Source organism: Niabella drilacis (assembly GCF_900101395.1).
Lineage (GTDB): Bacteria > Bacteroidota > Bacteroidia > Chitinophagales > Chitinophagaceae > Niabella > Niabella drilacis.
The window spans coordinates 306541-333281 of sequence record NZ_FMZO01000001.1; the positions used below are offsets into that span (position 1 = coordinate 306541).

A 26741-nucleotide genomic window follows, 5' to 3' on the forward strand; every position below is an offset into this window, starting at 1 on the left:
GGCCCACGCCACGGTCAGTGTCCTCACTGACCGAGAAAAGAAATAATTTTGATGCCGACTTATTATGAAGCGAACACCCTAATGCAGCATTGCTCTGTTCCCCCGTTGCAGGGATGCTGCAAGGCTGTAAAATATCTTCTCCGCGGTTGATTTTTTACCACGGAACCAGGAAGCATTTCTGTAATGATCTTTCCGTTTGCTATAGCATTACCTTGCGGAGGCTCCGTGCACATTGCATTGAAACCTTAACTGCAGGGATACCGTAAAAAGGCTAAGATACCACAAGACTTACCGCCACAATGTGACTGTATGCCTCGTTTAGGAAATTCGGAATTAAATGTTTGTTGGTCCATAGGATCTTATCCGGATCCTTTAGCTGGTCGATCATGCTGGTCAGCTTTGCTTCTCCATGATTTTCAATCACGGTCTTTCGCTTGTCTTCCGACTGGAAATGTTTCAGCATCCCGTCTGCATCGGCTTCAGGATGGAACTGTGTCCCAAACATATAGGGATTAAATGAGATCCCCATCACGGCCCTTTCGTAGGGTACATGCGGCCGCTCTTTTTCAATACAGGTAATATAGGCACCCATATCGCCCAGCAGGGAAAGATTGGGCTGGATCAGCTGAAAATCCCTGCTGTCAACCGCATAAAAGGGATCGCTTAAGTTTTCAAAAACCGGGTTCGTCTTGCCTTCCGGAAGCATATGTACCGGGAATACACCAAAGGAGGTTGATCTCCGTTTGCAGATCAGCCCTGCATTAAAATACCGGCTGGCCAGCTGAAAGGAATGACAGATGAAGAACACATATTTTTTTTGTTCATTGCCCGGATTTTCATTCCACCGGAGCACTTCATTCAGCCATTTATTCCAGTTAATATCCCAGTCATCAAAACGGGTACTCAGCGGATCCCCGGGGCCGCCACTTGAGATGTAAATGTCGTACGACATATCCGGCAATTCATTTTTCACCCGCACATCAAATACATCGTAGGTCAGGTCAACCTGTTTTTCGTTTGCCCACCGGTGTACGATCTCTTTAATGCAACGCATCCCCTGGTTGGGTTGCCCGTCATTCAAGTCCAGTATTGCAAAACGAACACATTCTTTTTCCATCAACATCCTGCAAAAATAGCGATTGAAGCCCTAATGGTAGTTAATCCGGCTCAAGAATTACTAACAAGTGTGTATTTTTAACACTTACCGGTATTTTTTGGTGATCGTATAACCTACTTTATCGTTCACTCTTTTCAGCACATTGCCGTTGATCTGCCGGCGTCTTTTACGGTCAGACCGGTCCAGGAAGATCCCTTTATTATTAAAAGGCTGCGGTGTTTCAAAGAACACAAGGGTGCAGTAGCTTTCGCCCTTCAGCGTGCTGTTGAGCGCCTTATTTCTTACAGACATCTGTGTTAACCGGCGGGCCTTCAGCCCTTCATAGTAGTCTACATTCGCTATCCAGGTGCATTGGATGGCGCGCATATTTTCCACAAGTTTTTGAACTTCCTGTGCCTGATAGTGATGGGCTTTCAGACTGTCTGTAAAAGCCGGTGCATGAATATTGAAATGATAAATATATTTAATGCTGTCCTCGTTGAATTCGAAGGAGATATTTGTAAACGTTTTTTCTTCAAACAGGATGGAGAAAGGATGCTGGTTATATAACCGGTTAAAATCATCTTTTATGGTTTCCAGCCGCTGCTCATTTTTTGCATAGAAATCCGAGGTGAAATTCCTGGGATAGGAACAGCCTCCGAGGACGCCCATGAGCCCGGAGATCAGGGTTAATATGAATATACTCTTTTTCATTTTGAAGCCTTTGGGATCCACAGGCTGACCCCATAGATGATGTTCTTTAAAAAATCCGGCGACAGCTGCTGTACCGCTCTTGCGCCATAGTCCCAGTATTCAAACTGGATATTGCCATCCGGAAGCTGCCGGATATCGGTCAGCAATACATAATGGGTGGGCGTGCTGATCAGCGATTGCTTATGCGATTTCCGGTAGAGTTTTTTATTATTCAGGTAAAGGAATACCAGGCCTTTTTGCATTTGTGCCTCCAGGTACCCCGGAAGGTCTTTGACAGAAGGCCGGAAAAGATCTGCGCCCCTGGCTTTTACGTTCCCGTTAAAAAGGCGCCGGAGCATCCGGTTAAACTTTGCAAAGTTTGTTGAGGCCCAGAAGGTATTTTCATCACCCTTTTGAAAGCGCCGGTTAAAAAAGTTGAGATAGCCTTTAAAATGGTCCGCAAGGGCCAGGAACCACATCTGGCCGGCGGGATTGATGTCCAGGGAGCCTTTATAACGCAGCAGACCGGCCTCCAGGCGCACCGGTTTACTGGGCTTCAGCTGGATCTTCCCGATATTGGCCTGGCCGTTCCGGTAAAGGTCCACCATAAAACGCGCAAAGCCCAGCGGATCGTAGGTTAACGGAATATACGTAAGCGCAGAGTAGGAACAAAAATTGGTGGTTTTTCCCTCAAAAAAGGCCAATGGCTTTATGGTAAAGGTCTTCAGGTTCTGCAGCAGCAGGTCCGGCGCAACATTGGGCCACCATCTGCTCTGGCGCAGTTCTTTAATGCTGCTGAGGTATTGCAGTGCCTGTTCAGGAGAGCTTGTAGGGGTAATATCCTCCGGCAAGGCGGCGCTGACCTGCCGTACGGAGAAGATCAGGAGTGCAATGAAAACAAAGTATTTTGTGGTTTTTATTTTCCGGGTCACGGTCGTCATGGTCCCGAAAATAGTGAATTTGAAATTAATTTATTCAGCGCCCGGTGTGCGGGAGGTATTTTTGCGGATGCGTTTTAGCTTGTAAAAATCAGTATTCAGGGATAATACCGCCTGATCAAGAGGATCCAGGTTTATTTTTACCCGGTTCCTGCCTTGCGGAACCAGTACAAAAAATATCTTGTCGGATTTATCCGGATCGCCGGAGGGCAGCTGCATGTATAACCGGTGCTTTTTATATTCTTTGCCACTGTCAAAATAAACCTGCCGCTGGTAATCATAGTCGCCCATGGTATAGCGGTAAAACGGGCTGAATTGATCCTGGAAAGGGGAATAAGCGTCAGTTTCCGATTTTGTATACCACTTGCCGGTGGCTCTTTGCCCGTTTTTCGGCGTATAGGTCAAAACATGGTCTTTACCAAAGCTGAGCGTGCTTCCGGTTGAAAGCAGGGGCGCTGTTTCTGAGATCATATCACTGTTGATGATCTTCCACCGACCGGAAAGGAGCGTATCCGGTTGTATGGATTTAGGACTGGCACATGAAGCAGCAAACAATACCAGGAAAGCAGGCAGTATTTTCATATTGGACTTTTAATAAAAGTACAATAATACAGGTCGGTTTCCTGTTTGATAATGTTAAAATTTATGGTACTATTTATTTTCCTCTATTTCACCATTAAATGAGATGGGGGTCTTGTTTAAACTCAGCACCCGCAGCGATGCAAATCCTGCCGGTGTTATGGTGAGGTAAAGCGACCGTACCTCGTTATTATCCTTTGGTATGATCTCTATTTCGTAATTGCTCTTCCGCTGTGTTTTCCTGTAATCAAATTTGGTGGATGTGAATTTGATACCGCCTTTTGAGGGATCTGTGGGCGCTGTGTAGGAACGGCCAAAGAAAGGCAGATAGGCGATCACCGAATCCGGCGTTACCCGTACATCATAACGGGAGGTCAGCTGGTAAAGGTTACTGGCATTGGGGAGCAGTACCCTTGGATTGAACCGGCTGTCTTCTGTTGGAAAAACGCTACGGGCAACAAATGTATACTGTTGGGCAGTAAGGGCCTCCGATACGGCTGCAGATGTATTGGCAGCCTGCTTTTGAGATGTGCAGGAGGAATAAATGACCATTGCCGATAACAGGATCAGCAATGAATGATGTATTGTTTTCATAAAAACGATTTTATTCATGATGCGATCTGAAGGTAATTTACACAATTTTCCGGTAACAAAAATGGCGCATTGGCGTTCTGCCCCGATAGCGATCGTATGTGCGTCAGGTCCATGTTGGTCCGTAGGGGATTATGGGTAACCAGGGCATAGGAGGGGGACCGCTTCTATATATAAATGACCGCCCAACCACTGTTATTCCCCGGCTGCTGCCCTGATAAACCCGTAAGGGGTTTTCTTTGATGAAACGCGCGTGGAACGCGGGGTTCATGATCCGGATCCTGGTGGAACCCCGGCCGGGGTTCCATGCAAATGAATCGCCCATAAACCGACGGTTGCACCGCCGGCTATCCGGGTATAACCCCATTCAGGGTTTTACCGCTCACCTTGACGCATATGCGATAGCGATCGGGGTTGTTTCAGCGTCTATTGACGGATAACCATCTTTAGATGCCGAATAGAAGCGAAAGCAGGTCCTGTTTGACATTGTTCGGCAAGACAAAATAAAGACGGTTGATACAGGTACAGGCTTATTCTTTTTCCGGGTCCTCGCTTTTGGGTAATACCGGCCCGTTTAAATGAACAATGTGCTGCTGCTGTCTTTTACGCATGAACAGGTTCAGCAGTTCTACGATGAAGGAGAACGCCATCGCGAAATAAATGTAATTTTTCAGGTGGAGCTCATGCGCCATTTCTGAGTTCCAGCCTTCCACGATCAGGCTCACGCCGATCATCACCAGGAAGGAGAGCGCCAGCATTTTTATGGTAGGGTGGTTTTGTATGAAATCGGAGATCCTAGCACTGAAGGTGAACATAACAAACATGGCAACGATCACCGCTGCGATCATGATCTCAATATGTTTGGCTGTTCCGCCTGCGGTGATCACACTGTCGAATGAAAAAACGGCGTCAATGATCAGTATCTGGCCGATGGCCTGCCCGAAGCCGAGCTGCTTTTGATTTTGCGTGGCCGCTGAAGGATCTTCTCCTTCCAGTTTATGATGGATCTCTTTTACGGATTTATAAATAAGAAAGAGCCCCCCGGCCAGCATTACGATGCTTGCCAGGTCAAACCCTTTGCCAAACCAGGATTCCGGAATAATGTGTTTGCCCTTTTGTGCCAGTAACCAGCTTAGCGCCATCAGCAGCAGGCAGCGGGACAGAATGCCCGTAACCATCCATACGCGCCGGGCCTTTTTCCGCGAATCTTTATGGAGCCGGTTCAGGATAATGCTTACGAAAATAACATTGTCAATGCCCAGCACGATCTCCAGGACAGACAGGATCAGGAAACTGATCAGGGAATCAACGGTGAATATTTCAGCGGTTGAAATAAATAAAAGCTCCATAAAAGGTTTTTGGTTTATAAATGTGTGCAGATATTTTTAACGATAGCCGGGCCTTCATAAATAAAGCCGGTCCAGATCTGTACCAGGGATGCGCCTGCTGCCAGTTTTTCCTTTGCATCAGAAGCGGTAAAAATACCGCCGGATGCTATGATGGGAATGGCTCCGTTGGTTTGCTCGGTAATGTATTGTACAATAGCGGTGCTTTTTTGTTGTACGGGTTTGCCGCTCAGCCCACCGGCGCCAATGGCCTCAACTTCGGTTGCCGGTGTGTTCAGGTTGCTCCGGTCGATGGTTGTATTGGTGGCTACCAGGCCATCCAGTTGAATTTCCAGCGCCAGTGCAATCACATCATCGATCTGCTCCCGGGTAAGATCCGGTGCGATTTTCAGCAATATGGGTTTGGCAAACGCCTTGCCATTATTGATCATTGCCAGGTTCAGCAAGATTTTCCGGAGCGCTTCCTTGTCCTGCAGCTCGCGGAGGCCCGGTGTATTGGGACTGCTTACATTCACCACAAAATAATCCACAAAGGGATGCAGTTTGGTAAAGCAGGCGGCATAGTCCTGCCAGGCGTTCTCATTGGGGGTGATCTTGTTTTTGCCAATATTCCCGCCGATGATCAAAGGATATTTTTCCTGGCTCCCGGCTTTTTTCGACCTCCAGGCTTCCAGCCGCCGGGCAACCTGGTCAACGCCGTCATTGTTAAATCCCATACGGTTGATCAGCGCTTTATCTGCCGGCAAACGGAAGAGGCGGGGCTGTTCATTGCCGTCCTGCGGCAGGGGGGTCACCGTGCCGATCTCAACAAACCCAAAGCCCAATGCTTCCAGCTCGTTGAGGAAAACAGCATTCTTGTCGAAGCCGGCGCCCAGGCCAACCGGGTTCTTCAGCTTCAGGTTCAGGAAACGGGTTTCCCGCAAGGGAGCGTTGGTAAACGACTGTATGATCGATTTGCCCAGCCTGTTCCGGGTAAACAGCTGCAATTGATGCATGGCCATATAATGAGCCCGTTCCGGGGGAAAAGTAAAATAGAACTTGCGTAAAAGACGGTACATAGGTTGCAAATATAAACCAGAATTGAGATTTCAGCAATCAGCATTCAACGGTTAGCCATCCGTTATCAGAAATGAGATTTGAGAGGTTCCCGATAGCCACGGGGCGAGCCAAAGAAAGTCCGTCTGGCATAACAGCAGATGGGCCAGGTGTTTTAAACCGCATCAACCTTCCAGTCGATGGGATCAATGCCATGGGCTGCCAGGTATTCGTTGGTCTTTGAAAAGGGCCGGCTGCCCAAAAAACCGTTATGAGCGGAGAGGGGTGAGGGATGCGCCGACCGGAGGATCAGGTGTTTTGAGGCATCGATCAGCGAAGCTTTTTCCTGCGCAAACTTTCCCCACAAAATGAATACCACATGTGTTTTGTGCTCCGATACCTTGCGGATGACGGCATCGGTGAATGTAGCCCACCCGATTTTTGAGTGGCTCATCGGTTCCCCGGCCCGTACGGTCAGCGAGGCATTGAGCATAAATACACCTTGCTGTGCCCAATGCGTGAGGTCTCCGCTTGCAGGGATGGGAACACCCAGGTCCGCTTTCAGCTCTTTATAAATGTTGACCAGCGAAGGGGGGGGCGGTACTCCCTTTTGCACGGAGAAGCAGAGCCCATGTGCCTGACCGGGCCCATGATAGGGGTCCTGCCCGAGTAACAATACCTTTACATGATCAAAGGGGGTTGTGTTAAAAGCATTAAAAATATTTTTGCCCGCAGGGTATATGATTTTTCCTGCCTGCTTTTCCGTTTTCAGATGCTGTACCAATGATTCAAAATAAGGTTTTTGAAATTCCTCCTCTAATTCTTTCTTCCAGGAATCTTCAATTGCTACTTCCATGATCTGTAATTTGAGTAAAAATAGGAACTATGCCCAGAAACGCAAATATTTATTGAAATGCAGTATCTGCCTGGTTTGTAGCTTTCTAAATATATGGAATATTATCCCGTTATTAAGAAATCGATAATTTAACATTTTACCCCTGCGGGCGCGGATGATTTTGGCTACTTTTATTGCCCGCTAAACCACGTCAAATGAGCCCATACGTTTTATTTCCGGTAGTTTGGATCGTTGCTAACAGCATTTATTCCATCACGATGTATATTTTTTTAAAAGACCGGCTCTTTAAAGAAAAGTACGTTACTATCCTGAAAGTGTCACTCGTAAGCCTTTGGCTGATATCCCTGTTGGCCATCGCGGTAGCCTGTGTCCTGTATGTCTGAAATTTACCGGGGAATGTTTATTGGATTTTTTCCATTTATGTTTTAACTTGGTATATATTTCTGATAAATGGATTATATCGATTATTATAAGATCCTCGGGATTTCAAAAGACGCGTCGGCCGATGATATAAAGAAAGCATACCGGAAACTGGCCCGCAAGCACCATCCGGATCTGAACCCCGATGATAACGAAGCTGTAAAATTATTTCAGCAGATCAATGAAGCGCATGAAGTACTGAGTGACCCGGAAAAAAGAAAAAAATATGATCAGTATGGAGCCGACTGGAAACATGCGGATCAGTTTGAACAGGCCCGCAGGCAGCAGTCTGCCGGTTCGCAGGGACAGCCTTTCGGGGGCGGGGAATCTTATAGCTATGGCCCGGGTGAAGAAGGCGATTTTTCAGATTTCTTTTCTTCCCTGTTTGGTAACAGCGGGGGCAGGAGCGGGCGTTCCGGCGCCCGGTTCAAGGGGCAGGATTACCGTGCCGCTGTACAGCTGAAGCTGTCGGATGCCTACCAGACCCACCAGCAAACCTTTACCGTAAATGGTAAAAATATACGTATAACCGTGCCTGCGGGGATCGAAGACGGGCAGGAGATCCGGATCGCCGGCCATGGCGCACCCGGCGCAAATGGGGGGCCTAACGGGGATCTGTATATCACGTTTACTATTCAGAATGATACTTCCTTTATCCGCAAGGGCAACGACCTGTACACGCATGTGGCCCTGGATCTTTATAAAGCGGTACTGGGAGGCGAGGTAATGATTGATACCATGGCGGGAAAGGTAAAACTGACGGTTGGGCCAGAGACACAAAATGAAACAACCGTACGCCTGAAAGGAAAAGGGTTCCCGGTGTATAAGAAAGAAGAAAGCTTTGGCGATCTTTACATCACGTACCGGGTGCAGCTGCCGAAGCACTTGTCCGAAACAGAAAAAGAATTGTTCAAAGAACTGGCAAAGGAGGCTGAAAACAGATCATGACAGAGCATACCAATCGTATATCCGTAGAACAATGCTGTTCTTATTATAGCATAGAAGTGACATTCGTTCAGTCCCTGAGCGAACACGGGCTGATAGAACTGATACAGCAGGATACGCATTACTTTATCGGGTTTGAACAACTGGCCAGTCTTGAGAAGTACATGCATATGCACTACGATCTTGATATCAATATGGAGGGGCTGGAGGCTATTGCACATTTGCTGAATAAGGTGCAGGTGTTACAAACGGAGGTCCGTACGCTCCGCAATGCGCTGGGGACATGATCCGGCACCACGGGGAACTTATAACAGTAATGCCCTTTTTCTTTATTTATTAACAAACGATGTATTGAAGCACGCTTTTTACCAGCAGTGGCGCGTGTTCGGGCGCCGGGCAATCGAAAGGGTATCCTGCATACTGTTCTGTTGGATGGTATCCGGGGCTCATGCGGCGGCACAGGCCACCGGTATACCCGGCGATATTGCCGAGCTGTTTTACATCCAGTATCCCTATGCCACGGATCTAAAATGCCTGGTAAAGGAAGGGCGGACCACTATCGATTTCCTGATGAAGAACGAAAAGTATGAAGCCGTTTATAAAAAAAGTGAATGGAAATATACCATCATGGATTTTAGCTTTGACCGGCTTCCCGAAAAAATAAAAGCCGGCTTCAGGCGGTCGCGCCTGGGCACTGCTGTTGTTGCGGATGTTGATGTGGTCTATGTTCCGAGTGGTTATGAAACCTACCGGTTCCAGCTGCAGGATACGCTGTCTGCTAAAAAGTATCATTATTTCAGTGAGTCCGGCAAACTGCTCCACACACCTGCCTCTCAAAACTGACCGGACGCTCATCGTTTTTAATATCCGTTCTTTCTTTTTTTTTGACTATTTTCCGCGGGAACTAAAAAAAATGATCATGCGTACTTTAAAAGGGAATTTGTTTGTTTTGTTGTTGTTAACAGGTCCCTTCTCTGCGAATGCACAAAACGGTTACTGGCAGCAGCGGGTGAAATATGTGATGAATATTGATATGGATGTGCAAACCAACCGGTTTACAGGCAAACAAAAACTGGAATACTGGAACCAATCGCCGGATACGCTGCGCCGGGTATATTATCATCTGTTCTGGAACGCCTTTCAGCCGGGCAGTATGATGGATGAACGGAGCAGAAGGCAGGGAACCATCCTGGTAGGGGAAAAGCCGGACTGGGATTCCCGGGTTAAAGACCGGATCAGCAATCTGAAACCGGATGAGATCGGGTACCAGAAAGTTAATACGCTTACGATGAACGGGGCTCCTCAAAAATATGAAACACGCGGCACCATCCTGGTTGTAACACTTACCCGGCCAATACTCCCCGGGCAAAAAGTTACGTTTGATATGAGCTTTGAAGCCCAGGTTCCGTTGCAGATCCGCAGAAGCGGAAGAGACAACCCCGATACCAAAGTGCGGTATTCGATGAGCCAGTGGTATCCCAAGATCAGCGTTTATGACAAAGAAGGCTGGCATCCAGACCCCTATGTAGGCCGGGAGTTCTTTGGGAATTTCGGAGACTTTGAGGTGAATATTACGATCGATAAGAATTATATACTTGGAGGCACAGGGTATTTAACCAATGCAAACCAGGTTGGGTATGGCTATGAAGAAGAAGGGACCAGGGTGACCCGGCCGGCCGGTACACGGCTTACCTGGAAATTTGTTGCCCCGGAAGTGCATGATTTTATGTGGGCTGCTGACCCGGAGTTTATACACCGGTCAAAAAAGATCCGGAACGATCTTACCCTCCATCTGCTGTACAAGGTTGCAAAAGCCACACCCGAAAAATGGGAAAAAGTCCTTTCCGATGCCGAACGGGCCCTGCCTTATATCGAAAAGACCTTTGGGCCGTACCCCTACAAGCAATATTCTTTCATTACCGGGGGCGATGGGGGGATGGAATATCCCATGGCTACATTGCTGGCTTCCCCCGGAGCCTGGCTGCATGAATGGATGCATGAATGGTTTTATGGCAGGCTGGCTACCAATGAAACACGGTACCCCTGGATGGACGAGGGCGGGGCCGATTATGCAGATACCCGCGTTTCTGCATGGCTGAATCAGCAGGGCGTGGCCGGTTACAGCCGCCCCGATTCTACGTTCATCTATTATCTTGACCTGGTAAAGAGCGGTAAGGAAGAGGCGATGAGCACGCCGGGGGATCATTTTAATACCAATTTTGCCTATACACGCAGCAGTTACATAAAGGGCGCTTTGTTCCTGGTACAGCTGGGTTATATCCTGGGTGAAGAGGTACGGGACCAGGTATTGCTGAACTATTACCAGCAGTGGAAGTTCCGGCATCCCGGGCCCGATGATCTTATCCGGACCGCCGAAAAAACAAGCGGCACAGAGCTGGATTGGTACAGGGACTACTGGATCTACACTACCCGGACCATCGACTACGCCATCGACAGTTTATGGGAGGACGGGGGAAAAACACGGATCCGGCTACGCAATGATGGCCTGATGCCGATGCCGGTCGATTTCCTGATTACATTCAGGGATAGCTCCGGGGAAATGCATAACATCCCGCTCGATCTTATGTACAATGCGAAGCCTCCGGAGAATGCGGCAATAAAATGGAAGGTAGATAGCCCCTGGCCCTGGACCCGAAAATATTATACTGTGGAAACAGATCACCGCTTAACGGATATTATTACGGCTGAGATCGATCCCTCACAACGGATGGCTGATGTAAACCGGAGGAACAACCGCATAGTATTGAAATATTGAGTTCGTTTGTAACAGGGATGCAGGGAAGCCCGGCCGGGCTCAACCGGGTTTGCGGTCATTAACCCGGCGTTTCAAGCGCGGTTAATCGGATGAAACATGCACGGTTATCATGGGGCAACAGCGACGGTCCGGCGGTAGTGCCTGTATAGCAACCGCACTATTCTTCCTGCGCCTTTGTTACCTGGGATCTTCTGCCGGCAGGAATTAACCGGGCACACCTGCGATCTGTCGAAACGGATCGCTGGCAGTTCCGGGGCCCCGGGTCGGGGATTCCTGTTCGGAACTGGTCCTGCTGATGAACAGGAGTTGTTCCCCGTTATTTATCGGCCCCGCCTCTGCGTTCGGGTTCTTTAACTTCGGGCCAGGTAGTTTGTTTGCCGTCTGTTACCGGCAGGATCCGCTTATCGCGACTGGCCGGCTGCGGATCCTCCGATGCCATATAGGCCAGCACCGCGGTAAGGATCACATTCTTCCGCACCTCATCAAAAACGATCTTGTCGTACGTATCCCGGTTGGTATGCCAGGTATAGCCACCATATCCCCAGCTCAGCGAGCCCAGCATGAAGCTGGGAACCCCAGCTGCAACAAACGAAGCATGATCAGATCCGCCGCTGCCCGGCATCCCGGGAAAGCTGGTTTCGATCCCCGCTGTGATATCCCGGGGCACAGCGGAAAGCCACCTTCCCAGGTAGTCATAAGCGTTTACAAAACCCTGGCCGCTGATATTGGCGATGCGCCCCGTGCCATTGTCCTGGTTAAAAACGGCCTGGATATTTTTCACGACCCCCGGGTTATCCTTCACAAAGGCCCGGGAACCGTTGAGCCCCTGTTCCTCACTTCCCCAAAGACAAATCAGTATGGTGCGCTTGTTATTGGGGTACAGCTTCTTCAGGACCCGGATGGCTTCCATCATGGTAATGGTTCCGGTGCCATTGTCTGTGGCTCCCTGGCCGCCATCCCAGGAGTCGAAGTGTGCCGAGAGGAGAACGTATTCCTCCGGCTTTTCTTTTCCTTCTATGCGGCCAATGGTGTTAAATGTTTTGACCATACCCAGCTCCTTTGATTGCACATGGATCCGGATACGGGGCGACAGGCCGTTTACGGCCATGCGATACAACATGCCATAATCTTCCACCGCAATATCAATAGTAGGTATTTTTTTGGTGCGGGCCCCAAAGATCCTGTTAGCGCCCATGATCCCTGTCCAGTTGGAAAGGGCAATGGCTGCAGCACCGGCCTTCTCCAATGCTTCCGGGAGTGTGCTGCCCGTATATCCTGTATTGGCCATCAGCCTGCGAAAGGCGGCTGCATCTGCGGTGCGCTCCTTCATCATTTTGTCATAAAGGTCGGGTGTGGCAAACTCTTTGATCTGGTAATCGGGCCGGCCAGACCGCTGGTATTGAGATATCAGCACCACTTTTCCCCGGATCGTCTTTAGCCACGCTGCAAACTCCCCGGGGCTTTTTACAGAGGGAAGTACGACCACTTCTCCCTGCACGGGTGTTTTGGTAGCCGGGCTCCAGGCCAGCTGCGTTGCTTCCAGGCTTTTGATGCGGGGAGCGATCATGTCAACCTGTGAGCTGCCCCGCTGCCAGCCCCGCCATTCGCCAAATTGCTGCTGGCTGCCCTGTACGCCCCAGCTTTCCAGTGTTGCAATGGCCCAGTCGCCGGCCTTTTGCATTTCGGGCGTGCCTACCAGCCGCGGGCCGATGCCATCAAGCAGTTCCGTTGCCAGCTTTTCCAGTTGGGAATGATGCTGCACTTCGTCAACGATCTTTTGAACGACCGGCAAAAGGCTCCCCCGGTCCTGCGGCGCAGATTGGGCAAAGCCCCCGGTACAGCAGAAAAACAGGAAGCAGAAAAAAGTTGAAGCTTGTCTCATGATACTAAAACGGTTTGGATTGTTGCCAATATAGCCCCTTTCGGCTAAAAAATAAAAAGGGTGTATCTTTAGCAGACATTATTAAGGCATGGAAACATTACTGATGACCGGTACTGCCTTGTGGTGTTTTAAACATGAGGTATTAACGCGTAATAAAGGCCGCGATATGGGCCTTCGCGTAAGCGGCGCACCGCCTTTTCACCAGCACGCAACAGGTATTGCCCTTACAGGGAGCGCTTTAGAACTATCGGGTACCGAATATTACTCGATCCCGCTGGACCGGATCACCCAGCTGTATATCGGGTTTGATGAATATTATACAAAAAACCTGGTGCATAATTTCGGCCTGGGTGGACAGCCATTGCGCATTGCCACCAGCAGCGGGCAGGTAATGTATTTTTTCATAGACTATCATTTTTTCGGTAACGCCAACAAAAGCTGGTTTAACCAGATAAAGGCGCAAATTGTATAAGCCGCGGTCAGCTTTCAGTGGTCTGCCCTGAGCCTTCAGCAATCAGGGTGGAGTGGATCGCTGAAAGAATCTGATTGCAGACAACTGGTTGCTGATCACAGCCCGGAGCGCCATTAACAGCCTGTTCTTATGAAGTTTCTTTGTGCGCCCCTGAGTCCTGTGCAGTTAAATGCCCTATTTTTACAGCTCATGAAACGCAAATATGTTCCACAGGTGGTGACAACGGTAGCCAAAAAAATGGCCTACCGTTTTTATCGTTTTACAGAAAAAGTGTTGCAGCCTCCGTTTGACCGGTACGATTTTGAAACCTTTGATGTGCTAAAGCGGGTGCTGCGGAAGGATAGTAACTGTATTGACATTGGCGCACACAAGGGGGAAATACTGGAGGCTATACTAAAAGCGGCACCGGCGGGGCGGCATATGGGGTTTGAGCCCATTCCGTATTTGTTTAGCCAGCTGCAGAAAAAATACGGCAGCCGTGTACAATTGTTCAATACCGCCCTTTCCAGCGAAGCCGGCGAAGCGGAGTTTACGGTGTTTAAAGACCGTCCTGCGGTGAGCGGGTTAAAAGAGCGGAGTTTTGAGGATGCAAATTACGATACCGAAAAGATACAAGTAAAGCTGGAACGCCTGGAAGACCTGGTTCCTGCCAACCAACCCGTTCACCTGGTCAAGATTGATGTGGAGGGTGCCGAACTGGAGGTATTAAAAGGCGCCCGGCGGATCCTGCAACAGCATAAGCCGGTGGTGTTGTTTGAGTTTGGAAAAGGCGGGAGCGACCTGTACGGTGCCACACCGGAGCTGATGTTTGATTTTTTTGATGGGCTGGGCTATACCCTTACCCTGCAGCAATATTTTCTCAAAGGTTACCCGGGCTTTAACCGGCATGAATTCATTGGCCAGTTTGAAAAGGGATACAACTATTTCTTTATGGCCTATGCTGCGGAGCGGACAGTGTAAAATGAATCCAGCCACAGAGGTATAGCTACACTGATCCGGATGTTCAGAATACAGAGGACTTTGTACCATTTCTTTATACTTCTTTAGAGCCTGTTTAAATTTTATTGATGGAATTTATTATGAAGCTATTTTGGAGCGAAACAAGGAAAATTTTGCAGGCATAGTAGGCCACTATGGCGAAAAATTTAACGCAGTTGCAGCCCAAAACAGCCATAATAAAGCCATTGAATGAATTTTAAACAGGCTCTTAATCCTTTCCGTCTTTGTGGCCTATGCACCAGGGGCGCAATTCCAAATGTTCTGAACAGTACTTCTGTGAGGATAGGAGTAGCCTACTTTTTATAACTTTGGAAAAAATAAGCTTATGAATGGTCCTTATCGCGAGGAGCCTTTTGATCCCGAAAATCCTGTAGTATACCAACCATATGTTAATTATAGCTCTTTTCATCGCATCCGGTCCGGTTTGAAGGATTACGGCAAGGATGAATGGGCGTACCAGCCCAGGGAGATCAAACGGTTTGACCGGCTGCCGGAAAAGATCCGGACCATCGCAACGCAGGTATTGGAAGATAGCCTTCAGCAGTGGGCAGATAAGGTTACCTTTCACAGCGCCCGTATATACCAGCCGGAACGGTTTTTTAAGGATGAGGTCCGGGCACAGTCCAACTATCACCTGGTGCCCCGATACCAGCTTTGGTTTGTTTTTTCTTTTCCCGAAATGCGGGTAAAGGAATATTGTTTTGAAGTAAGCTTCGATAAGCTGGGGCAGGTACTGAAATTTGATTTTCCCCGTTACCTTTTTCACCTTGAACAAACACTGTATCATTATGACCGTGCACAGGAACTGGCCCGGGCATATGTTGCGGCAAAAAAATATAAACCGGTTTTTTTTAACCTGGAACTTAAATACGCTGCGGATTCGGGACAGCTGAACTGGAAATTTTATTACCTGCAAAAGGAACTGGATAGTCCCGGGGTGAATCAGAAAAAGATCCGGATGATTATTGTGGATCTGACGGCTCAGATGGTGATCTTTGACAGGGAGCTCCACTCCACATCCAATAAAATTCCGGCGCATAAGGAAAAAAGAACATGTATCTCTGAAACCATATGGAATGGTGAGCGGATACAGATAATGGATGTTGCAATAAGTGTGGAGGAACCCCAGGATCAGGAAGCATGGCCCGCCCCCCCGGAACCCTAGGCTACGCAGCTACTTTGGCACGTAAACCAGGTACTTTTCCTCAAAGTAGGGTTCGGTAAACAGGTCGCTGATGGCAATGATATGCGGCCGCGTACCGCTCTCAGAGATCTCCCGGGCCAGGTCGCCGCCTTTTAAGCAGATCAGTCCGGGGGCATGTTCCCCTTTTTCAATCAGCCGGATGGTATGCGTGGTGTTATCCTTGCGGATCAGGGGCCTGCTCCATTGCCACAGGTCTTTCAACGGGGCCACCGCCCTTGATACCACGAAATCGAATTTTTTATCTTTCACCTCTTCAATACGGCAATGCCGGGTACGGATGTTTTTTAAACCAATGGCTTCGGCGATACCATCCACTACTTTGAGCTTTTTGCCGATGCTGTCTACCAGGAGGAACTCGGCTTCGGGGAAAAAAATGGCCAGGGGTACGCCGGGAAATCCGCCGCCGCTGCCCAGGTCGGCGATCTGTGTGCCCGGCCGGAAACGGAACATCGTGGCAATGCTTAGTGAGTGCAGTACATGTTTTTCATAAAGACTGCCAATATCCTTTCGGCTGATCACGTTTATTTTTTCATTCCATTCCTGGTACAATCCTTCCAGGGCTTTTAGCTGTTCCAGTTGCACGGCAGTAAAATCATCAAAGTATTTCAGCAGGATATCCATACTGCAAAGAAAGCGATTTTTGAAAATTTGAAAGTGAGGAAATGTAAAAACAGGCTGGCAGCGTTCAGCATTCCGCCCGCTTGTTATCCGTTTTCAGCTGATTCAATACCATCTCAGAGATCCGGTGTCAAGTGTGCAACGGATCTGGCCAGAACCACGAAACTTTGAATGTAAAACCTGGAACAAAAAAAATCGCCTGTGCATAACCCTGTTAATAATTGGTCCAGAAATAAAGATTTTTTTCTACCCTTTTAAGGGTCTAAATTCGCTTCCTGATTTCAAGGGATCGAAACGGCGTCTCCTCTAAAATCAATAAATTTAAGGTTGGAAAAATGTTCCCGAAGATCATGGGCGTTTCGCCGATGAGATAAGGGGCTTTTGCTATAAATGGCAGAAAAACAGTTGTTTTAATATAATGGAATTATCGAATGTAAATAAGGACCGGAAACAAAAACGAAGAACGGCAGTTGACCTGGGAACAATGGTTTACGGAAAAGTTCCTCCCCAGGCCAGGGAGCTGGAGGAAGCGATCTTAGGCGCCATTATGCTGGAGAAGAATGCTTTTGACGCTGTTATCGAAGTATTAAAACCGGACTGTTTTTATGTAGATGCTAACCAGCGGATCTTCCGCGCCATGCAGTCGCTGGCCAATAAAAGCCAGCCGATCGATATCCTCACCGTTGTAGAAGAATTAAGAAGCCGGGAAGAGCTGGAAATGGTAGGAGGCGCTTATTATGTTACCCGGCTGACCAATGCCGTGGTTTCTGCGGCCAATATTGAGTCGCACGCGCGCATCGTGTTGCAGAAATTTATCCAGCGGGAGTTGATCCGGATCAGCGGGGAGATCATTAATGATGCATTCGAGGACAGCACGGATGTATTTGAACTGCTGGACGATGCTGAATCCAAATTATTTGAAATAACCAACTCACACCTGCGCAGTACGATCCAGCCTATTGATTCGGTGCTGGTGCAAACCATCCAGCGGATCGAAGACCTGCGGCACCGGAACGAAGATATTACGGGGGTGCCCAGCGGGTTTAAAATGCTGGATAAGGTTACCTATGGCTGGCAGAATACGGATCTTATTATCCTTGCGGCACGTCCTGCCGTGGGAAAAACCGCGTTTGCGCTAAACCTGGCGCGGAATGCGGTCATGAACAAGATGAAAGAACATCCGACACCGGTGGCTTTCTTTTCTTTGGAGATGAGCGCTGCACAGCTGGTGCAGCGGGTATTGTCTGCAGAAAGTGAGATCATGCTGGAAAAGATCGCCCGGGGCAAGATGGAAGATCATGAGATGAAACAGCTTTATACCAAAGGGATCCAGCGTTTGTCACAGGCGCCTTTGTTTATTGATGACACACCGGCGCTGAACATTTTTGAGCTGCGGGCCAAATGCCGCAAACTCAAAAATAAACACAACATCGGCATGATCATTATCGACTACCTGCAGCTGATGAGCGGTAGCGGTGATTCCAAAGGCAACCGGGAGCAGGAGATCAGCTCCATTAGCCGGAACCTGAAAGGATTGGCTAAGGAACTGAGCGTGCCTATTATTGCACTGTCCCAGTTAAGCCGTGCCGTGGAACAGCGGGGCTCCAAGGATGGCAACCGGGTACCACAGCTGAGCGATCTGCGGGAATCGGGTGCCATTGAACAGGATGCCGATATGGTTATGTTCCTGTACCGCCCGGATTACTATGATATGAACACGAATGCCGAGGGGGAAGACCAGCGTGGACTTACCGAGGTGAAAATAGCCAAGCACCGGAACGGTTCGCTTGAAACCATTAAACTGAAAGCATTACTGCATATTCAAAAGTTCATCAGCTGGGAAGAGGATCCTTATAATATTATGGCTGCACCCGGCAGCAGCTGGAAGCGGATCGATGAAGAAGAAGGGGGGGACAGTGGCGCCAAGTTGTTCCAGGTAGAGAGTAAGATGAATAAGATGAAGGATGATGAGTTTGATGATCTGGAAGATGCGCCGTTTTAATTCGTTCCAGGTTGTTCCGGCAGCCGCGGCAGGTTTAACGCAGTACCTTGAACTTTGACTTCAAACCTCAAATCAGATGCCCGTTTTGCAACTCCCTTTTTTTTATATCAGCGAATACATACCCGGTGAAAAGAACATCATACTGGATGAAAACAATTCCCGCCATGTAGTACAGGTACTGCGGATGCAAACCGGGGAAGCGTTGCACCTTACAGATGGAAAGGGACACCTGCTTACGGCGGAGATCGCTGATCCGCATAAAAAGCACTGCGGGGTTTCCATAACCAACACCGCTTTCCTGGAGCCATGCTACCCGCGGATCACCATTGCCATTTCCTTATTAAAAAATGCGAACCGTTTTGAATGGTTCCTCGAAAAAGCAACCGAGATCGGTGTGGCATCCATCGTTCCCCTGGTTAGTGAACGCACGGAAAAGGACCGCGCTAAAACAGAGCGGTTGCAGCAGATACTTATCAGCGCCTTATTGCAAAGCCGGCAGGTCTGGCTGCCACAGATGCCGGAACCGGTAAAGTATACTGATTTTATAAAGGACCGCGGTTTTCAGGCTATTCCCCGGAAATTTATTGCCCACTGCCTGGAAGAGGAAAAGTATTCGCTGAAGGACCGGCAGGTAGATGCCGATTGCATCATCCTCATAGGACCGGAGGGTGATTTTACAACGGAGGAGATCGGCGCGGCCCTGGCAAACGGTTATCAGCCCGTAACCCTTGGGGCTACAAGGCTGCGTACCGAAACCGCAGGTGTGGTAGCAGCAGCCCTGCTTTGTGTGCGGTAAGAACGCAAGCTCTTTGCGACCATGAAAACAATAAAACGTCCTGCCACATGGCTGAAATAAATATTCCCTGCAGGAACTTGTTGAATCAAGGCTGCCGGAGGCACTCATAAAATACATAGTGCAGCGGGGGCAAAACCGTCCCGGTTATTTTATTTCATCCGGACAACCATTTGCTACCCGGGCAGGGTCGGTTTTTCTTTTACGGATCAATAGTTTCCAGATGGACTCCGGTAATACCGGTTTGGCCAGCTGCCCAAGATAGCTTTTAGGGAAAGCTTCTTTAATGCCCACCTTTTCAGGTTCGGAAGGCGGGCAGCTATAAGTGCCAAAAACGAGATCCATTAAGGGGGAAACATTGGCATAATTGCCCGCATCCCGTTCAATATCATGATGCCAGTGGTGTAACTCCGGCGATCCGATAATGTATTTCAGCGGACCGATCGGCAGCCGCACATTGGAATGAATGTAAATGGCCCAGATGCCTCTGAACGCAACAAGGATGGAGAGGGCTTCCAGATCGAACCCCAGCAGCAATGCGGGTAAATTGATCAGCCCCACGGTATAGATCGTGTCCAGCGGATGCTCGCGGTGAGCGGCCAGCCAATCAAGATGCTCTGTGCTGTGATGTACTTTATGAAACCTCCATAAAAAGTCTACTTTGTGTTGTATCCGGTGTCCCCAGTAAATGAACAGATCGCTCAGTAAAATTACTTCCGTTGCCTGCAGCCACAATGGCTGGTTACCCACCAGGAGCCGGAAGTCCCTGGGCATAACCCCGTCAAGCCAGTTACCCAGTATGTTTAAAAGCATTAATACAAGGCCATTCCATAAAAGATATTGCCCCAGAAAATAACACAGATCCAGCACCCAGTTGCTCCGTAATATCTTTTGTTTCTTCTTTGCGGGGAAAACGCGCTCCATAGGCATAAAGACCAGCGACAGGAAAAGGAAACTGGCGCCCGTTGCAATAACCAACTTGAGGAAATCCTCCATTAGCGTATTTTTTTTGCTGAGTCTGCAGGCTTAAATATAATAGCGGATTTCGAACTGCTAAGCATTGATTTTGTTGGTTTGTAGTATTGATGTGCGCTGTCCTTCCCGGAACTTTTATAGTTTACAAGGACGACAGATTTAGAAGAAGACATCGTTGTTTTCTTTATACGGATGGAATCTTTTCCATTCGGTTTTGAAGTGTTTAATGATCCTCCGTTCGGACTGCTCTGCAAAGAAGTGCGCTCCCATGATAAAAGATCCGTAAAATTACCACTGCGGTAGGCAAGGAACAATACAATGCCGCAAACGAATAATAAAAGGGTTGCAGTTTGTAATAAACGCTTTTTAAGCATAGCAATGATTATATTGAAAGTTACTACTTTTATTGCAAAAATGATTGTTAATTGTACCGCAGAATAACCGGACCGGATCTATGAGCCTTCTTACCGGTTGATTACGTGTGTACAAAGAACGGGCGGGGGGCAGCGCAAACTTGTAAATTATCAGATATGATACTGGATAAAATATGCTTTTTTATGGCGCTTTTGCTGGTGGCGCTGATGGCCGGCCTGTTCTTTTCGTTTAGTATCGCGGTAACGCGGGGCTTAAAAAAACCGGATGATAAAAGCTATTTACAGGCAATGCAAAAGATCAATAAGGAGATCCTGAACCCCGTGTTCCTGTTCTGTTTTATCGGTGCGCCGCTTTTTCTTGCAGGAACGGCCCTCATCCGTTTTTTTGAGGATCCCGTTTTGTTTATATGGATGCTGGTGACCGCGCTGGTTTATATAGGCGGCGTATTTGTGGTTACCATGTTATGCAACGTTCCGTTGAACAATTACCTGGAGCAGCAGGATATTGGCAAACTGGATGCGGAAGCAGCGAAATCCGTCCGCTCCCGTTTTGAAACCTCCTGGAACCGGTACAACCATATCCGCACACTGTTTTCCATACTGGCCTGTGGGATGATGCTCTGTATCGGGATCTTTTAAATCCGGGGATGTTCCAGGGATATTGCAGGGCAAGCACATCTGATTGCAGCATTGATCAGTTCCGGAGGAGCGTTATGTTTATCGCAAATGTACCGGTTTGAACACCTTGCTACAAACACAGGGCTCTTACGGTGCCCGATAATGTTCCTGCTTCCGCTCCTTTTACCCGGATTTAGATGCGCTTGCCCCGGGGATAAAGGATGCTCACATGTATATGTTGTAAAAAGTGATATCTTGTGCCTGCTGCATGTGAAGGAATGTCACCATTATATCAAACAACAACAGGATGAAATTATTTGGACCTAACGCCGAACTGACCGAAATCGCCCAACAGATCATGGCCGAAGATATTGCCGCTCTGGAAAATAAAGCAACCAGTGGATGGAACATCAGCCAGAAGATCCAGATCACCAGGTGGGTTGCTGAAACACCGCTTACCCTTGCGCTTAGCGAAAAAAGGAAAAAGGTACTGGACTGGCTGCTTTCAAAAAAGGTGGAATTGAACGATGCCGAAAATCCTGCCATTTTAGGAGGTTGCTCCTCGGGCGATATCAAAACCGTAAAACGCCTCATCGAAGAGGGCGCTGCTGTAAATGCCCGGCATAAAACAGGTAAGTCTGCCATGGGCGCTGCGCTGTATGGCAATCACTATCACCTGATTTCCGTATTGATCGAAGCCGGTTATGATCTTAAAAAGGACGGCAGTTCCCTGCGACAGGCCGTCTCCAACCGCCAGTATAAGGCCATTGCATTGTTGCTGGATCAGGGGGTGGATGTAAACTTTTGCAAACCGGATATGGTATATCCTTACAACTCCACACCCGTGCACATTGCAGCTAAACGGAACGATGTGGAAACCGTAAAGCTCCTGGTGGCGCATGGAGCGGATGTTACGATAAAGGACCATTATGGAGAGCGGCCGTATAATTGTGCCGCGGCCAACCAGAATGAGGAAATGAAGGCCTTTCTGAAAGCGCTGGAGCCGGAGCAATGGCATAATGAGGAACAACGGCTGGAAGCGCTAAAAAGTTATAAGTTGCCGGATGCACTACTGAAAATACTGCGCAGTGCCGACCGGCGCATTGAGCTGCCCGGCAATGAAAATGTACGGTTTATTGAATTTAATGCACTTTTGGATGTTAAGGAAGTAAACTGGATGAAACATAAATTTTTGGACCTGCTGAGTGCTGTGGATAATTACAGCAGCGACGGTTTTTTGGTGTGGTATCCCAAAAAGAAATGCTTTGCCTTTGCAGATTATGAGCACCAGGAATTTAAAGAGCTGTGCAGCGTTAAAGAATTTTTTGCCGATCCTTCAACGCAGATCGATAAAATAGTTGAGTAACGCGTACCATCTATTGTGGCTGGGGATTTGTTCCACTGACCCCCGGTGTTGATACCTGCACTGTTTTTCATTTCCTGTAATGAACAGGAATAATGATAAATTCGCAAATAAAAATACAGGCTACAATCTAAATACAGGAACCATGTCCATAACAAAAGAATCTGAGCTCACCGGTATGCAGCAGGCCGGTAAAGCCGTTGCCTATACCCTTAAACAAATGACGGACTATGCCCGGCCCGGGATGAGCACAAAAGAGCTGGATGATTATGGCGCTAAAATACTGGCTGATTTTGGTGCAAGACCGGCGCCCCGGCTGACCTATGGATTCCCGGGATGTGCCTGCATCAGTGTGAACCATGAATTTTGCCACGGCATACCCTCCCGCAAGCGGATCTTAAAGGAGGGCGACCTGGTCAATATTGATGTATCTGCTGAATTGAATGGTTTTTGGGCAGATAACGGGGCCTCCTTTGTTCTTGGAACGGATCTCCATCACCATCAGCAGTTAGTGGATGCATCTAAGGCTGTACTGAAACAGGCCCTGGAACATATTAAAGGTGGAGTGAAAATTGCCGATATCGGGCACCTGATGGAAACAACGGCGAAGAAAAAAGGGTTCCTGGTGATTAAAAACCTTGGAGGGCATGGCATCGGCAGGGGACTGCACGAACAGCCGGAGGAGTTGCTCAATTACAAAAAGCGGTTTGACCAGCGCCGGTTTAAGAAGAATTCCGTTGTAGCTATTGAAACATTTATTGCTACCGCATCCACCTATGCAACAGAACTGAATGACGGGTGGACCCTGGTGGGAAACAACGGCGGGTATATGGCCCAGCACGAACATACCATCGTGGTAACAGGGGGCAGGCCCATTATACTAACCGAAATGAACGGGATATTTAACTAGTCGCCTGCACAGTGTCTCCTGGTTCATATCCCGGTTGCTTTATTTTTCTTTTATTATTTTCCGGTGATTCAATCCCCATTGCTGCAAATCTCTTGCAATGGGAATCAGGGATTCACCATAGGCTGTAAGGGCGTAGGTTACCGTAACCGGCCGGGTATTTTGAATGGTACGGGTTACGATTTTATTTTCTTCCAGTGTTTTCAATTCCTTGGCAAGCATCTTAGCCGATATACCGGTAATTTCTTTTTCCAGCTTTTTGAAGTGCTGTAGCTCTTTTGGGCGGCAACTGATATGCAGCACAATTAAAAGTTTCCACTTGCCCCCCAAAAGCTCCAGACTGTCCCTTAGGGCCAGCAGGTTAGGAATACATTCCGGGCTTGTTTTTTCTGGTCTTTTTATATGCATAGTTACCTCCAAGTAAGTAGTTACCCATTGTTAACGCATAATGAAAGTAAAATAATCCGCTGGTATTTTTGTTGAAACAAACGCTTTTTATGAAAATAACAGTATACGCAAATGTTTCCGCAAATGGAAAATTACTCCTGTCAGAAAATGCCGGTCATGAAGTGCCGCCGGAAATAATCGGTTTGTCCATCCAGTATATAAATCGTGTGGGGAATCTTGTAATGGGCAGGAAAACATTCGAAAATTTTGTAACAGCTCTCGGTGGGGTCGATAAGGTAAGGGAACTGCTTCCGGAGGTGATCTTTGTTATACTTTCTTCCACCTGGCAGACAACTGATGCATACCAGGTAGCCAATAGCCCTGAAGAAGCCGTAAAATACCTGGAGGCAAGGGGTTTCGATGAAATGCTGATCGGGGGCGGTACAGCAACTTACAATGCCTTCCTGGAAAAAGACCGGATCACCGATGTGGTGTTCAATATGATTCCAGTGATTACAGTGGGAGGGATACTGGGCTCCGGCGAGGGACTGAATATCAGACTTGAATTGGTAGCACAGGAGCGCCTGGACAATGATGTGCTGCAATTGCGGTATAGAACGCTTTCATGATCTGGCTGTATCGAAAGTTTTCTGTTTGTCTTTCTGATTTGTCACGGCGGATCAGAAAGATTATACCAGTTAAACAACTGTTGATACAGCTGGCTGCAGGTACCGGTTGCTGAGCCGTTCCTCCTGTTTGAATTGTAACGCTGCTTTTACGAAATCTTTAGAAGGGAACCCTGCAGATCATACGCCTTTTTCATCAAAAGAAAGCGTTACCTCATTTACACCGGGCGTCATCTTCCGGAGCCGGATACCGGCTGTTTGCAACATCCGTTTGGCCGCGATGAAATTTTCTTTGCCGGCATATTTATCCGACAGGTAAATGACCTCGCTAATCCCGGATTGTATAATGGCCTTGCTGCACTCATTGCAGGGAAATAAAGCAGTGTAGATCTTGCAGCCGCTGAGGTTTATGCCGATATTGTTCAGGATGGCATTGAGTTCTGCGTGACAAACATAGGGATACTTGGTCTCCAGGAAATTACCTTCATTTTGCCAGGGGAACTGGTCATCGCTGATGCCGATGGGTAACCCGTTATATCCCACACCAACGATCTTGTTCTGTTGGTTCACAATACAGGCGCCTACCTGGGTGGAGGGATCCTTGCTCCGCTTGCCGGATAGCAGCGCCACTCCCATAAAATATTCATCCCAGGAAATGTAATCGGTTCTCTTTGACATTTTGCTTCAATTACTGTAAATATACAGGAGATGCGGGACTCCGGGGAATTTGAAAAATTGAAGATATGGGAATAGGCCGTCAGCGTTCAGCTTTCAGCTTTCAGCGTTCAGCTTTCAGCGTTCAGCCTTCAGTTTTCAGCCTTCAGCCTTCAGCGTTCAGCGTTCAGCGTTCAGCGTTCAGCCTTCAGCTTTCAGCCTTCAGCTTTCAGCCGGCTATTACCGGAATTGGAGATTTGACATCAAGTATGGAAACGGGATCCAACCTGGAACTTTAAACATTAAACCTGAAACAGGCATCCTGCGTTCTGCGTTTAGCCAGGTGTTATATTTGCATAAACCCCATTGCAATGAAAGCTATCCATAACGGCATTATTTATACGGGCAACGAAGTACTAACAGACCATTGTATCCTGGTGGATAAAGGCCGGATCCTTTCTGTACAGCGGGAAATTCCGGAGGCCGCGATGCCGGTAGACCTTAATGGAAAAAATATTTCCGCAGGCTTTATCGATATCCAGCTGAACGGGGGAACGGAGCGCTATTTTTCAAAAGATCCGGACCGGGAAACCCTGCTGGACATGTACCGGGCCAGCAGGGCCTATGCCACGCCTTTTTTCCTTACCACGCTGATCTCATCCCCGCAGGAAACCATACGTACGGCAATGGATGCCATCAGCCGTTTCAGCGAAGCACAGCCCGGAACGCTGGGCATGCACCTAGAGGGACCTTTTATGAATCCTGCAAAGAAAGGAGCGCATGATGAACGGATCATCCGCAAACCTACAGACCGGGAACTGGATGAGATCATAGAACTGGGCAGGGGTGTGATACAGGTGATGACCATTGCCCCCGAATGTTTTACTGATGCGCAGCTGGAACGCCTGCTCGGTACGGGCATCGTGTTGTCTGCCGGCCATTCGATGATGAGCTATGAACAGGCGCAGCGTTATTTTTCTATGGGAATTAACCTGGTTACGCATCTTTTTAATGCTATGACCCAACTGGGGCACCGGGAATGTGGCCTGGTAGGGGCAACTTTTGACAATGATGCGGTATATGCCCCCATAATACTGGATGGGGGGCATTGTCACTATGCGGCAGCCCGGATCGCGTACCGGCAAAAAAGAGATCAATTGTTCCTCATTAGCGATGCTTCTTTCCTCGGCCGGCAAATGCCCCGTTTTGGCTGGCAGGGGCTGGATATTGAAATGATCGGGGGGTATTACCGCGATAAGGCCGGAAGCCTGGCGGGAGCCGCGATCTCGATGCCGGAGGCCATGAAAAATGCGGTGGATTTTATAGGCGTTCCCCTACAGGAAGCGGTGGCAATGGCAACCATCCGGCCTGCCCGGGCCATCCGGATGGACGACCGCCTGGGGTTGGTAAAAACGGGCTACCCGGCCGTTTTTTCGGTGTTTGACGATGCACTGGCCTCCTATGAAACCCTGGATCTTTCCTGACGCGGGGATGATGGCCACAGAAGCACCGAAACACTGACGCGCTGAATTTTTTTATTTTGATTGGGGACTGAACCGAAATGGATCAAAGCCCGGCACTCCCTTTAACCG

The 26741-nt window shown here is 48.4% G+C and carries 29 protein-coding genes; 15 read left to right on the plus strand and 14 right to left on the minus strand.

Annotation, left to right across the window (positions count from 1 at the left end):
* Positions 1–271: 271 nt before the first annotated feature.
* The 8 genes from BLS44_RS01375 to ung all read right to left on the minus strand — a co-directional run bounded on the left by BLS44_RS01375 (position 272) and on the right by ung (position 7134).
* Positions 272–1117: a type 1 glutamine amidotransferase gene (locus BLS44_RS01375; protein WP_245729056.1), complete on the minus strand. Its 846-nt coding sequence runs from the start codon at positions 1115–1117 to the stop codon at positions 272–274.
* Between the two features lie 84 nt (positions 1118–1201).
* Positions 1202–1810 carry a hypothetical protein gene (locus BLS44_RS01380; RefSeq protein ID WP_090388598.1) on the minus strand — a complete coding sequence of 203 codons (609 nt, stop codon included), beginning with the start codon at positions 1808–1810 and terminating at the stop codon, positions 1202–1204.
* Positions 1807–2730: a hypothetical protein gene (locus BLS44_RS01385; RefSeq protein WP_090388227.1), complete on the minus strand. Its 924-nt coding sequence runs from the start codon at positions 2728–2730 to the stop codon at positions 1807–1809. Before BLS44_RS01385 ends, BLS44_RS01380 begins: the two co-directional genes overlap by 4 nt.
* A gap of 30 nt (positions 2731–2760) precedes the next feature.
* The gene (locus BLS44_RS01390) at positions 2761–3309 is read right to left on the minus strand and encodes a hypothetical protein (RefSeq protein ID WP_090388228.1); all 549 of its coding nucleotides are present in this window, start codon (positions 3307–3309) and stop codon (positions 2761–2763) included.
* A gap of 69 nt (positions 3310–3378) precedes the next feature.
* On the minus strand, positions 3379–3900 hold the full coding sequence (locus BLS44_RS01395) for a DUF4251 domain-containing protein (RefSeq protein ID WP_090388599.1): 522 nt from the start codon (positions 3898–3900) through the stop codon (positions 3379–3381).
* A 527-nt stretch (positions 3901–4427) separates the two neighbouring features.
* Positions 4428–5246, minus strand: a complete 819-nt coding sequence (locus BLS44_RS01405) for a TerC family protein (RefSeq protein WP_090388230.1) — start codon at positions 5244–5246, stop codon at positions 4428–4430.
* A gap of 14 nt (positions 5247–5260) precedes the next feature.
* Positions 5261–6301 carry a quinone-dependent dihydroorotate dehydrogenase gene (locus tag BLS44_RS01410; protein WP_090388231.1) on the minus strand — a complete coding sequence of 347 codons (1041 nt, stop codon included), beginning with the start codon at positions 6299–6301 and terminating at the stop codon, positions 5261–5263.
* 152 nt (positions 6302–6453) lie between these two features.
* Entirely contained in the window at positions 6454–7134 is a 681-nt protein-coding gene (ung, locus tag BLS44_RS01415; protein WP_090388232.1) for a uracil-DNA glycosylase, read from the minus strand.
* Between the two features lie 194 nt (positions 7135–7328).
* Between ung and BLS44_RS01420 the strand changes: the two genes are divergently transcribed.
* From BLS44_RS01420 to BLS44_RS01440, 5 genes are all read left to right on the plus strand, one after another.
* On the plus strand, positions 7329–7517 hold the full coding sequence (locus BLS44_RS01420) for a hypothetical protein (RefSeq protein ID WP_090388233.1): 189 nt from the start codon (positions 7329–7331) through the stop codon (positions 7515–7517).
* Between the two features lie 67 nt (positions 7518–7584).
* Positions 7585–8502, plus strand: a complete 918-nt coding sequence (locus tag BLS44_RS01425; protein WP_090388234.1) for a DnaJ C-terminal domain-containing protein — start codon at positions 7585–7587, stop codon at positions 8500–8502.
* The gene (locus tag BLS44_RS01430) at positions 8499–8786 is read left to right on the plus strand and encodes a chaperone modulator CbpM (RefSeq protein ID WP_090388235.1); all 288 of its coding nucleotides are present in this window, start codon (positions 8499–8501) and stop codon (positions 8784–8786) included. Before BLS44_RS01425 ends, BLS44_RS01430 begins: the two co-directional genes overlap by 4 nt.
* Positions 8787–8850: 64 nt before the next feature.
* The gene (locus BLS44_RS01435) at positions 8851–9342 is read left to right on the plus strand and encodes a hypothetical protein (RefSeq protein WP_143019626.1); all 492 of its coding nucleotides are present in this window, start codon (positions 8851–8853) and stop codon (positions 9340–9342) included.
* Positions 9343–9418: 76 nt separating this feature from the next.
* A complete protein-coding gene (locus BLS44_RS01440) occupies positions 9419–11275 on the plus strand; it encodes a M1 family metallopeptidase (RefSeq protein WP_090388600.1) in 1857 nt (618 codons plus the stop codon).
* A gap of 316 nt (positions 11276–11591) precedes the next feature.
* On the opposite strand, the gene BLS44_RS01445 is transcribed toward BLS44_RS01440, so the two are convergent.
* A complete protein-coding gene (locus BLS44_RS01445) occupies positions 11592–13157 on the minus strand; it encodes a M20/M25/M40 family metallo-hydrolase (RefSeq protein ID WP_090388237.1) in 1566 nt (521 codons plus the stop codon).
* Positions 13158–13245: 88 nt separating this feature from the next.
* Between BLS44_RS01445 and BLS44_RS01450 the strand changes: the two genes are divergently transcribed.
* From BLS44_RS01450 to BLS44_RS01460, 3 genes are all read left to right on the plus strand, one after another.
* A complete protein-coding gene (locus BLS44_RS01450) occupies positions 13246–13629 on the plus strand; it encodes a hypothetical protein (protein WP_090388238.1) in 384 nt (127 codons plus the stop codon).
* 189 nt (positions 13630–13818) lie between these two features.
* Positions 13819–14589 (plus strand): FkbM family methyltransferase, encoded by a 771-nt coding sequence (locus tag BLS44_RS01455; RefSeq protein ID WP_176954279.1) that lies wholly within the window; start codon positions 13819–13821, stop codon positions 14587–14589.
* Positions 14590–14953: 364 nt separating this feature from the next.
* Positions 14954–15793, plus strand: coding sequence for a hypothetical protein (locus BLS44_RS01460; RefSeq protein ID WP_090388240.1), 840 nt, complete (start codon positions 14954–14956; stop codon positions 15791–15793).
* A 9-nt stretch (positions 15794–15802) separates the two neighbouring features.
* Here the strand turns inward: BLS44_RS01460 and rsmG are convergent, their stop codons facing one another.
* Entirely contained in the window at positions 15803–16453 is a 651-nt protein-coding gene (rsmG, locus tag BLS44_RS01465) for a 16S rRNA (guanine(527)-N(7))-methyltransferase RsmG (RefSeq protein ID WP_090388241.1), read from the minus strand.
* 415 nt (positions 16454–16868) lie between these two features.
* Between rsmG and dnaB the strand changes: the two genes are divergently transcribed.
* Both dnaB and BLS44_RS01475 read left to right on the plus strand, forming a co-directional pair.
* Positions 16869–18452 (plus strand): replicative DNA helicase, encoded by a 1584-nt coding sequence (gene dnaB / locus BLS44_RS01470; protein WP_090388242.1) that lies wholly within the window; start codon positions 16869–16871, stop codon positions 18450–18452.
* 76 nt (positions 18453–18528) lie between these two features.
* Positions 18529–19248, plus strand: coding sequence for an RsmE family RNA methyltransferase (locus tag BLS44_RS01475; protein WP_245729057.1), 720 nt, complete (start codon positions 18529–18531; stop codon positions 19246–19248).
* Positions 19249–19392: 144 nt separating this feature from the next.
* Here the strand turns inward: BLS44_RS01475 and BLS44_RS01480 are convergent, their stop codons facing one another.
* Positions 19393–20241 carry a sterol desaturase family protein gene (locus BLS44_RS01480; protein ID WP_090388243.1) on the minus strand — a complete coding sequence of 283 codons (849 nt, stop codon included), beginning with the start codon at positions 20239–20241 and terminating at the stop codon, positions 19393–19395.
* On the minus strand, positions 20241–20594 hold the full coding sequence (locus tag BLS44_RS01485) for a hypothetical protein (protein ID WP_090388244.1): 354 nt from the start codon (positions 20592–20594) through the stop codon (positions 20241–20243). The genes BLS44_RS01480 and BLS44_RS01485 overlap by 1 nt, the downstream gene beginning before the upstream one ends.
* A gap of 156 nt (positions 20595–20750) precedes the next feature.
* Between BLS44_RS01485 and BLS44_RS01490 the strand changes: the two genes are divergently transcribed.
* From BLS44_RS01490 to map, 3 genes are all read left to right on the plus strand, one after another.
* Positions 20751–21233: an anthrone oxygenase family protein gene (locus BLS44_RS01490; RefSeq protein WP_090388245.1), complete on the plus strand. Its 483-nt coding sequence runs from the start codon at positions 20751–20753 to the stop codon at positions 21231–21233.
* Positions 21234–21519: 286 nt separating this feature from the next.
* Positions 21520–22578, plus strand: a complete 1059-nt coding sequence (locus BLS44_RS01495; RefSeq protein WP_090388246.1) for an ankyrin repeat domain-containing protein — start codon at positions 21520–21522, stop codon at positions 22576–22578.
* 142 nt (positions 22579–22720) lie between these two features.
* Positions 22721–23485: a type I methionyl aminopeptidase gene (gene map, locus BLS44_RS01500; protein ID WP_090388602.1), complete on the plus strand. Its 765-nt coding sequence runs from the start codon at positions 22721–22723 to the stop codon at positions 23483–23485.
* 39 nt (positions 23486–23524) lie between these two features.
* Here map and BLS44_RS01505 read toward each other — a convergent pair whose 3' ends face one another.
* A complete protein-coding gene (locus BLS44_RS01505) occupies positions 23525–23890 on the minus strand; it encodes a winged helix-turn-helix transcriptional regulator (RefSeq protein ID WP_090388603.1) in 366 nt (121 codons plus the stop codon).
* Between the two features lie 89 nt (positions 23891–23979).
* Here BLS44_RS01505 and BLS44_RS01510 point away from each other — a divergent pair, with 89 nt between their 5' ends.
* Positions 23980–24498, plus strand: a complete 519-nt coding sequence (locus tag BLS44_RS01510) for a dihydrofolate reductase family protein (RefSeq protein WP_090388247.1) — start codon at positions 23980–23982, stop codon at positions 24496–24498.
* Positions 24499–24675: 177 nt separating this feature from the next.
* Here BLS44_RS01510 and BLS44_RS01515 read toward each other — a convergent pair whose 3' ends face one another.
* Complete coding sequence (locus BLS44_RS01515) at positions 24676–25173, minus strand: deoxycytidylate deaminase (RefSeq protein ID WP_090388248.1); 498 nt, start codon at positions 25171–25173, stop codon at positions 24676–24678.
* Between the two features lie 347 nt (positions 25174–25520).
* On the opposite strand from BLS44_RS01515, the gene nagA reads away from it, so the two are divergent.
* Complete coding sequence (nagA, locus tag BLS44_RS01525; protein ID WP_090388250.1) at positions 25521–26633, plus strand: N-acetylglucosamine-6-phosphate deacetylase; 1113 nt, start codon at positions 25521–25523, stop codon at positions 26631–26633.
* The last annotated feature ends 108 nt before the right edge of the window (positions 26634–26741 follow it).

What these genes read in the sequence shown, in the direction of transcription:
- BLS44_RS01375 (WP_245729056.1), bottom strand. Translation starts at nt 1,117, where the DNA reads ATGGAAAAAGAATGTGTTCGTTTTGCAATACTGGACTTGAATGACGGG.
- BLS44_RS01380 (WP_090388598.1), bottom strand. Translation starts at nt 1,810, where the DNA reads ATGAAAAAGAGTATATTCATATTAACCCTGATCTCCGGGCTCATGGGC.
- BLS44_RS01385 (WP_090388227.1), bottom strand. Translation starts at nt 2,730, where the DNA reads ATGACGACCGTGACCCGGAAAATAAAAACCACAAAATACTTTGTTTTC.
- BLS44_RS01390 (WP_090388228.1), bottom strand. Translation starts at nt 3,309, where the DNA reads ATGAAAATACTGCCTGCTTTCCTGGTATTGTTTGCTGCTTCATGTGCC.
- BLS44_RS01395 (WP_090388599.1), bottom strand. Translation starts at nt 3,900, where the DNA reads ATGAAAACAATACATCATTCATTGCTGATCCTGTTATCGGCAATGGTC.
- BLS44_RS01405 (WP_090388230.1), bottom strand. Translation starts at nt 5,246, where the DNA reads ATGGAGCTTTTATTTATTTCAACCGCTGAAATATTCACCGTTGATTCC.
- BLS44_RS01410 (WP_090388231.1), bottom strand. Translation starts at nt 6,301, where the DNA reads ATGTACCGTCTTTTACGCAAGTTCTATTTTACTTTTCCCCCGGAACGG.
- ung (WP_090388232.1), bottom strand. Translation starts at nt 7,134, where the DNA reads ATGGAAGTAGCAATTGAAGATTCCTGGAAGAAAGAATTAGAGGAGGAA.
- BLS44_RS01420 (WP_090388233.1), top strand. Translation starts at nt 7,329, where the DNA reads ATGAGCCCATACGTTTTATTTCCGGTAGTTTGGATCGTTGCTAACAGC.
- BLS44_RS01425 (WP_090388234.1), top strand. Translation starts at nt 7,585, where the DNA reads ATGGATTATATCGATTATTATAAGATCCTCGGGATTTCAAAAGACGCG.
- BLS44_RS01430 (WP_090388235.1), top strand. Translation starts at nt 8,499, where the DNA reads ATGACAGAGCATACCAATCGTATATCCGTAGAACAATGCTGTTCTTAT.
- BLS44_RS01440 (WP_090388600.1), top strand. Translation starts at nt 9,419, where the DNA reads ATGCGTACTTTAAAAGGGAATTTGTTTGTTTTGTTGTTGTTAACAGGT.
- BLS44_RS01445 (WP_090388237.1), bottom strand. Translation starts at nt 13,157, where the DNA reads ATGAGACAAGCTTCAACTTTTTTCTGCTTCCTGTTTTTCTGCTGTACC.
- BLS44_RS01450 (WP_090388238.1), top strand. Translation starts at nt 13,246, where the DNA reads ATGGAAACATTACTGATGACCGGTACTGCCTTGTGGTGTTTTAAACAT.
- BLS44_RS01455 (WP_176954279.1), top strand. Translation starts at nt 13,819, where the DNA reads ATGAAACGCAAATATGTTCCACAGGTGGTGACAACGGTAGCCAAAAAA.
- BLS44_RS01460 (WP_090388240.1), top strand. Translation starts at nt 14,954, where the DNA reads ATGAATGGTCCTTATCGCGAGGAGCCTTTTGATCCCGAAAATCCTGTA.
- rsmG (WP_090388241.1), bottom strand. Translation starts at nt 16,453, where the DNA reads ATGGATATCCTGCTGAAATACTTTGATGATTTTACTGCCGTGCAACTG.
- dnaB (WP_090388242.1), top strand. Translation starts at nt 16,869, where the DNA reads ATGGAATTATCGAATGTAAATAAGGACCGGAAACAAAAACGAAGAACG.
- BLS44_RS01475 (WP_245729057.1), top strand. Translation starts at nt 18,529, where the DNA reads ATGCCCGTTTTGCAACTCCCTTTTTTTTATATCAGCGAATACATACCC.
- BLS44_RS01480 (WP_090388243.1), bottom strand. Translation starts at nt 20,241, where the DNA reads ATGGAGGATTTCCTCAAGTTGGTTATTGCAACGGGCGCCAGTTTCCTT.
- BLS44_RS01485 (WP_090388244.1), bottom strand. Translation starts at nt 20,594, where the DNA reads ATGCTTAAAAAGCGTTTATTACAAACTGCAACCCTTTTATTATTCGTT.
- BLS44_RS01490 (WP_090388245.1), top strand. Translation starts at nt 20,751, where the DNA reads ATGATACTGGATAAAATATGCTTTTTTATGGCGCTTTTGCTGGTGGCG.
- BLS44_RS01495 (WP_090388246.1), top strand. Translation starts at nt 21,520, where the DNA reads ATGAAATTATTTGGACCTAACGCCGAACTGACCGAAATCGCCCAACAG.
- map (WP_090388602.1), top strand. Translation starts at nt 22,721, where the DNA reads ATGTCCATAACAAAAGAATCTGAGCTCACCGGTATGCAGCAGGCCGGT.
- BLS44_RS01505 (WP_090388603.1), bottom strand. Translation starts at nt 23,890, where the DNA reads ATGCATATAAAAAGACCAGAAAAAACAAGCCCGGAATGTATTCCTAAC.
- BLS44_RS01510 (WP_090388247.1), top strand. Translation starts at nt 23,980, where the DNA reads ATGAAAATAACAGTATACGCAAATGTTTCCGCAAATGGAAAATTACTC.
- BLS44_RS01515 (WP_090388248.1), bottom strand. Translation starts at nt 25,173, where the DNA reads ATGTCAAAGAGAACCGATTACATTTCCTGGGATGAATATTTTATGGGA.
- nagA (WP_090388250.1), top strand. Translation starts at nt 25,521, where the DNA reads ATGAAAGCTATCCATAACGGCATTATTTATACGGGCAACGAAGTACTA.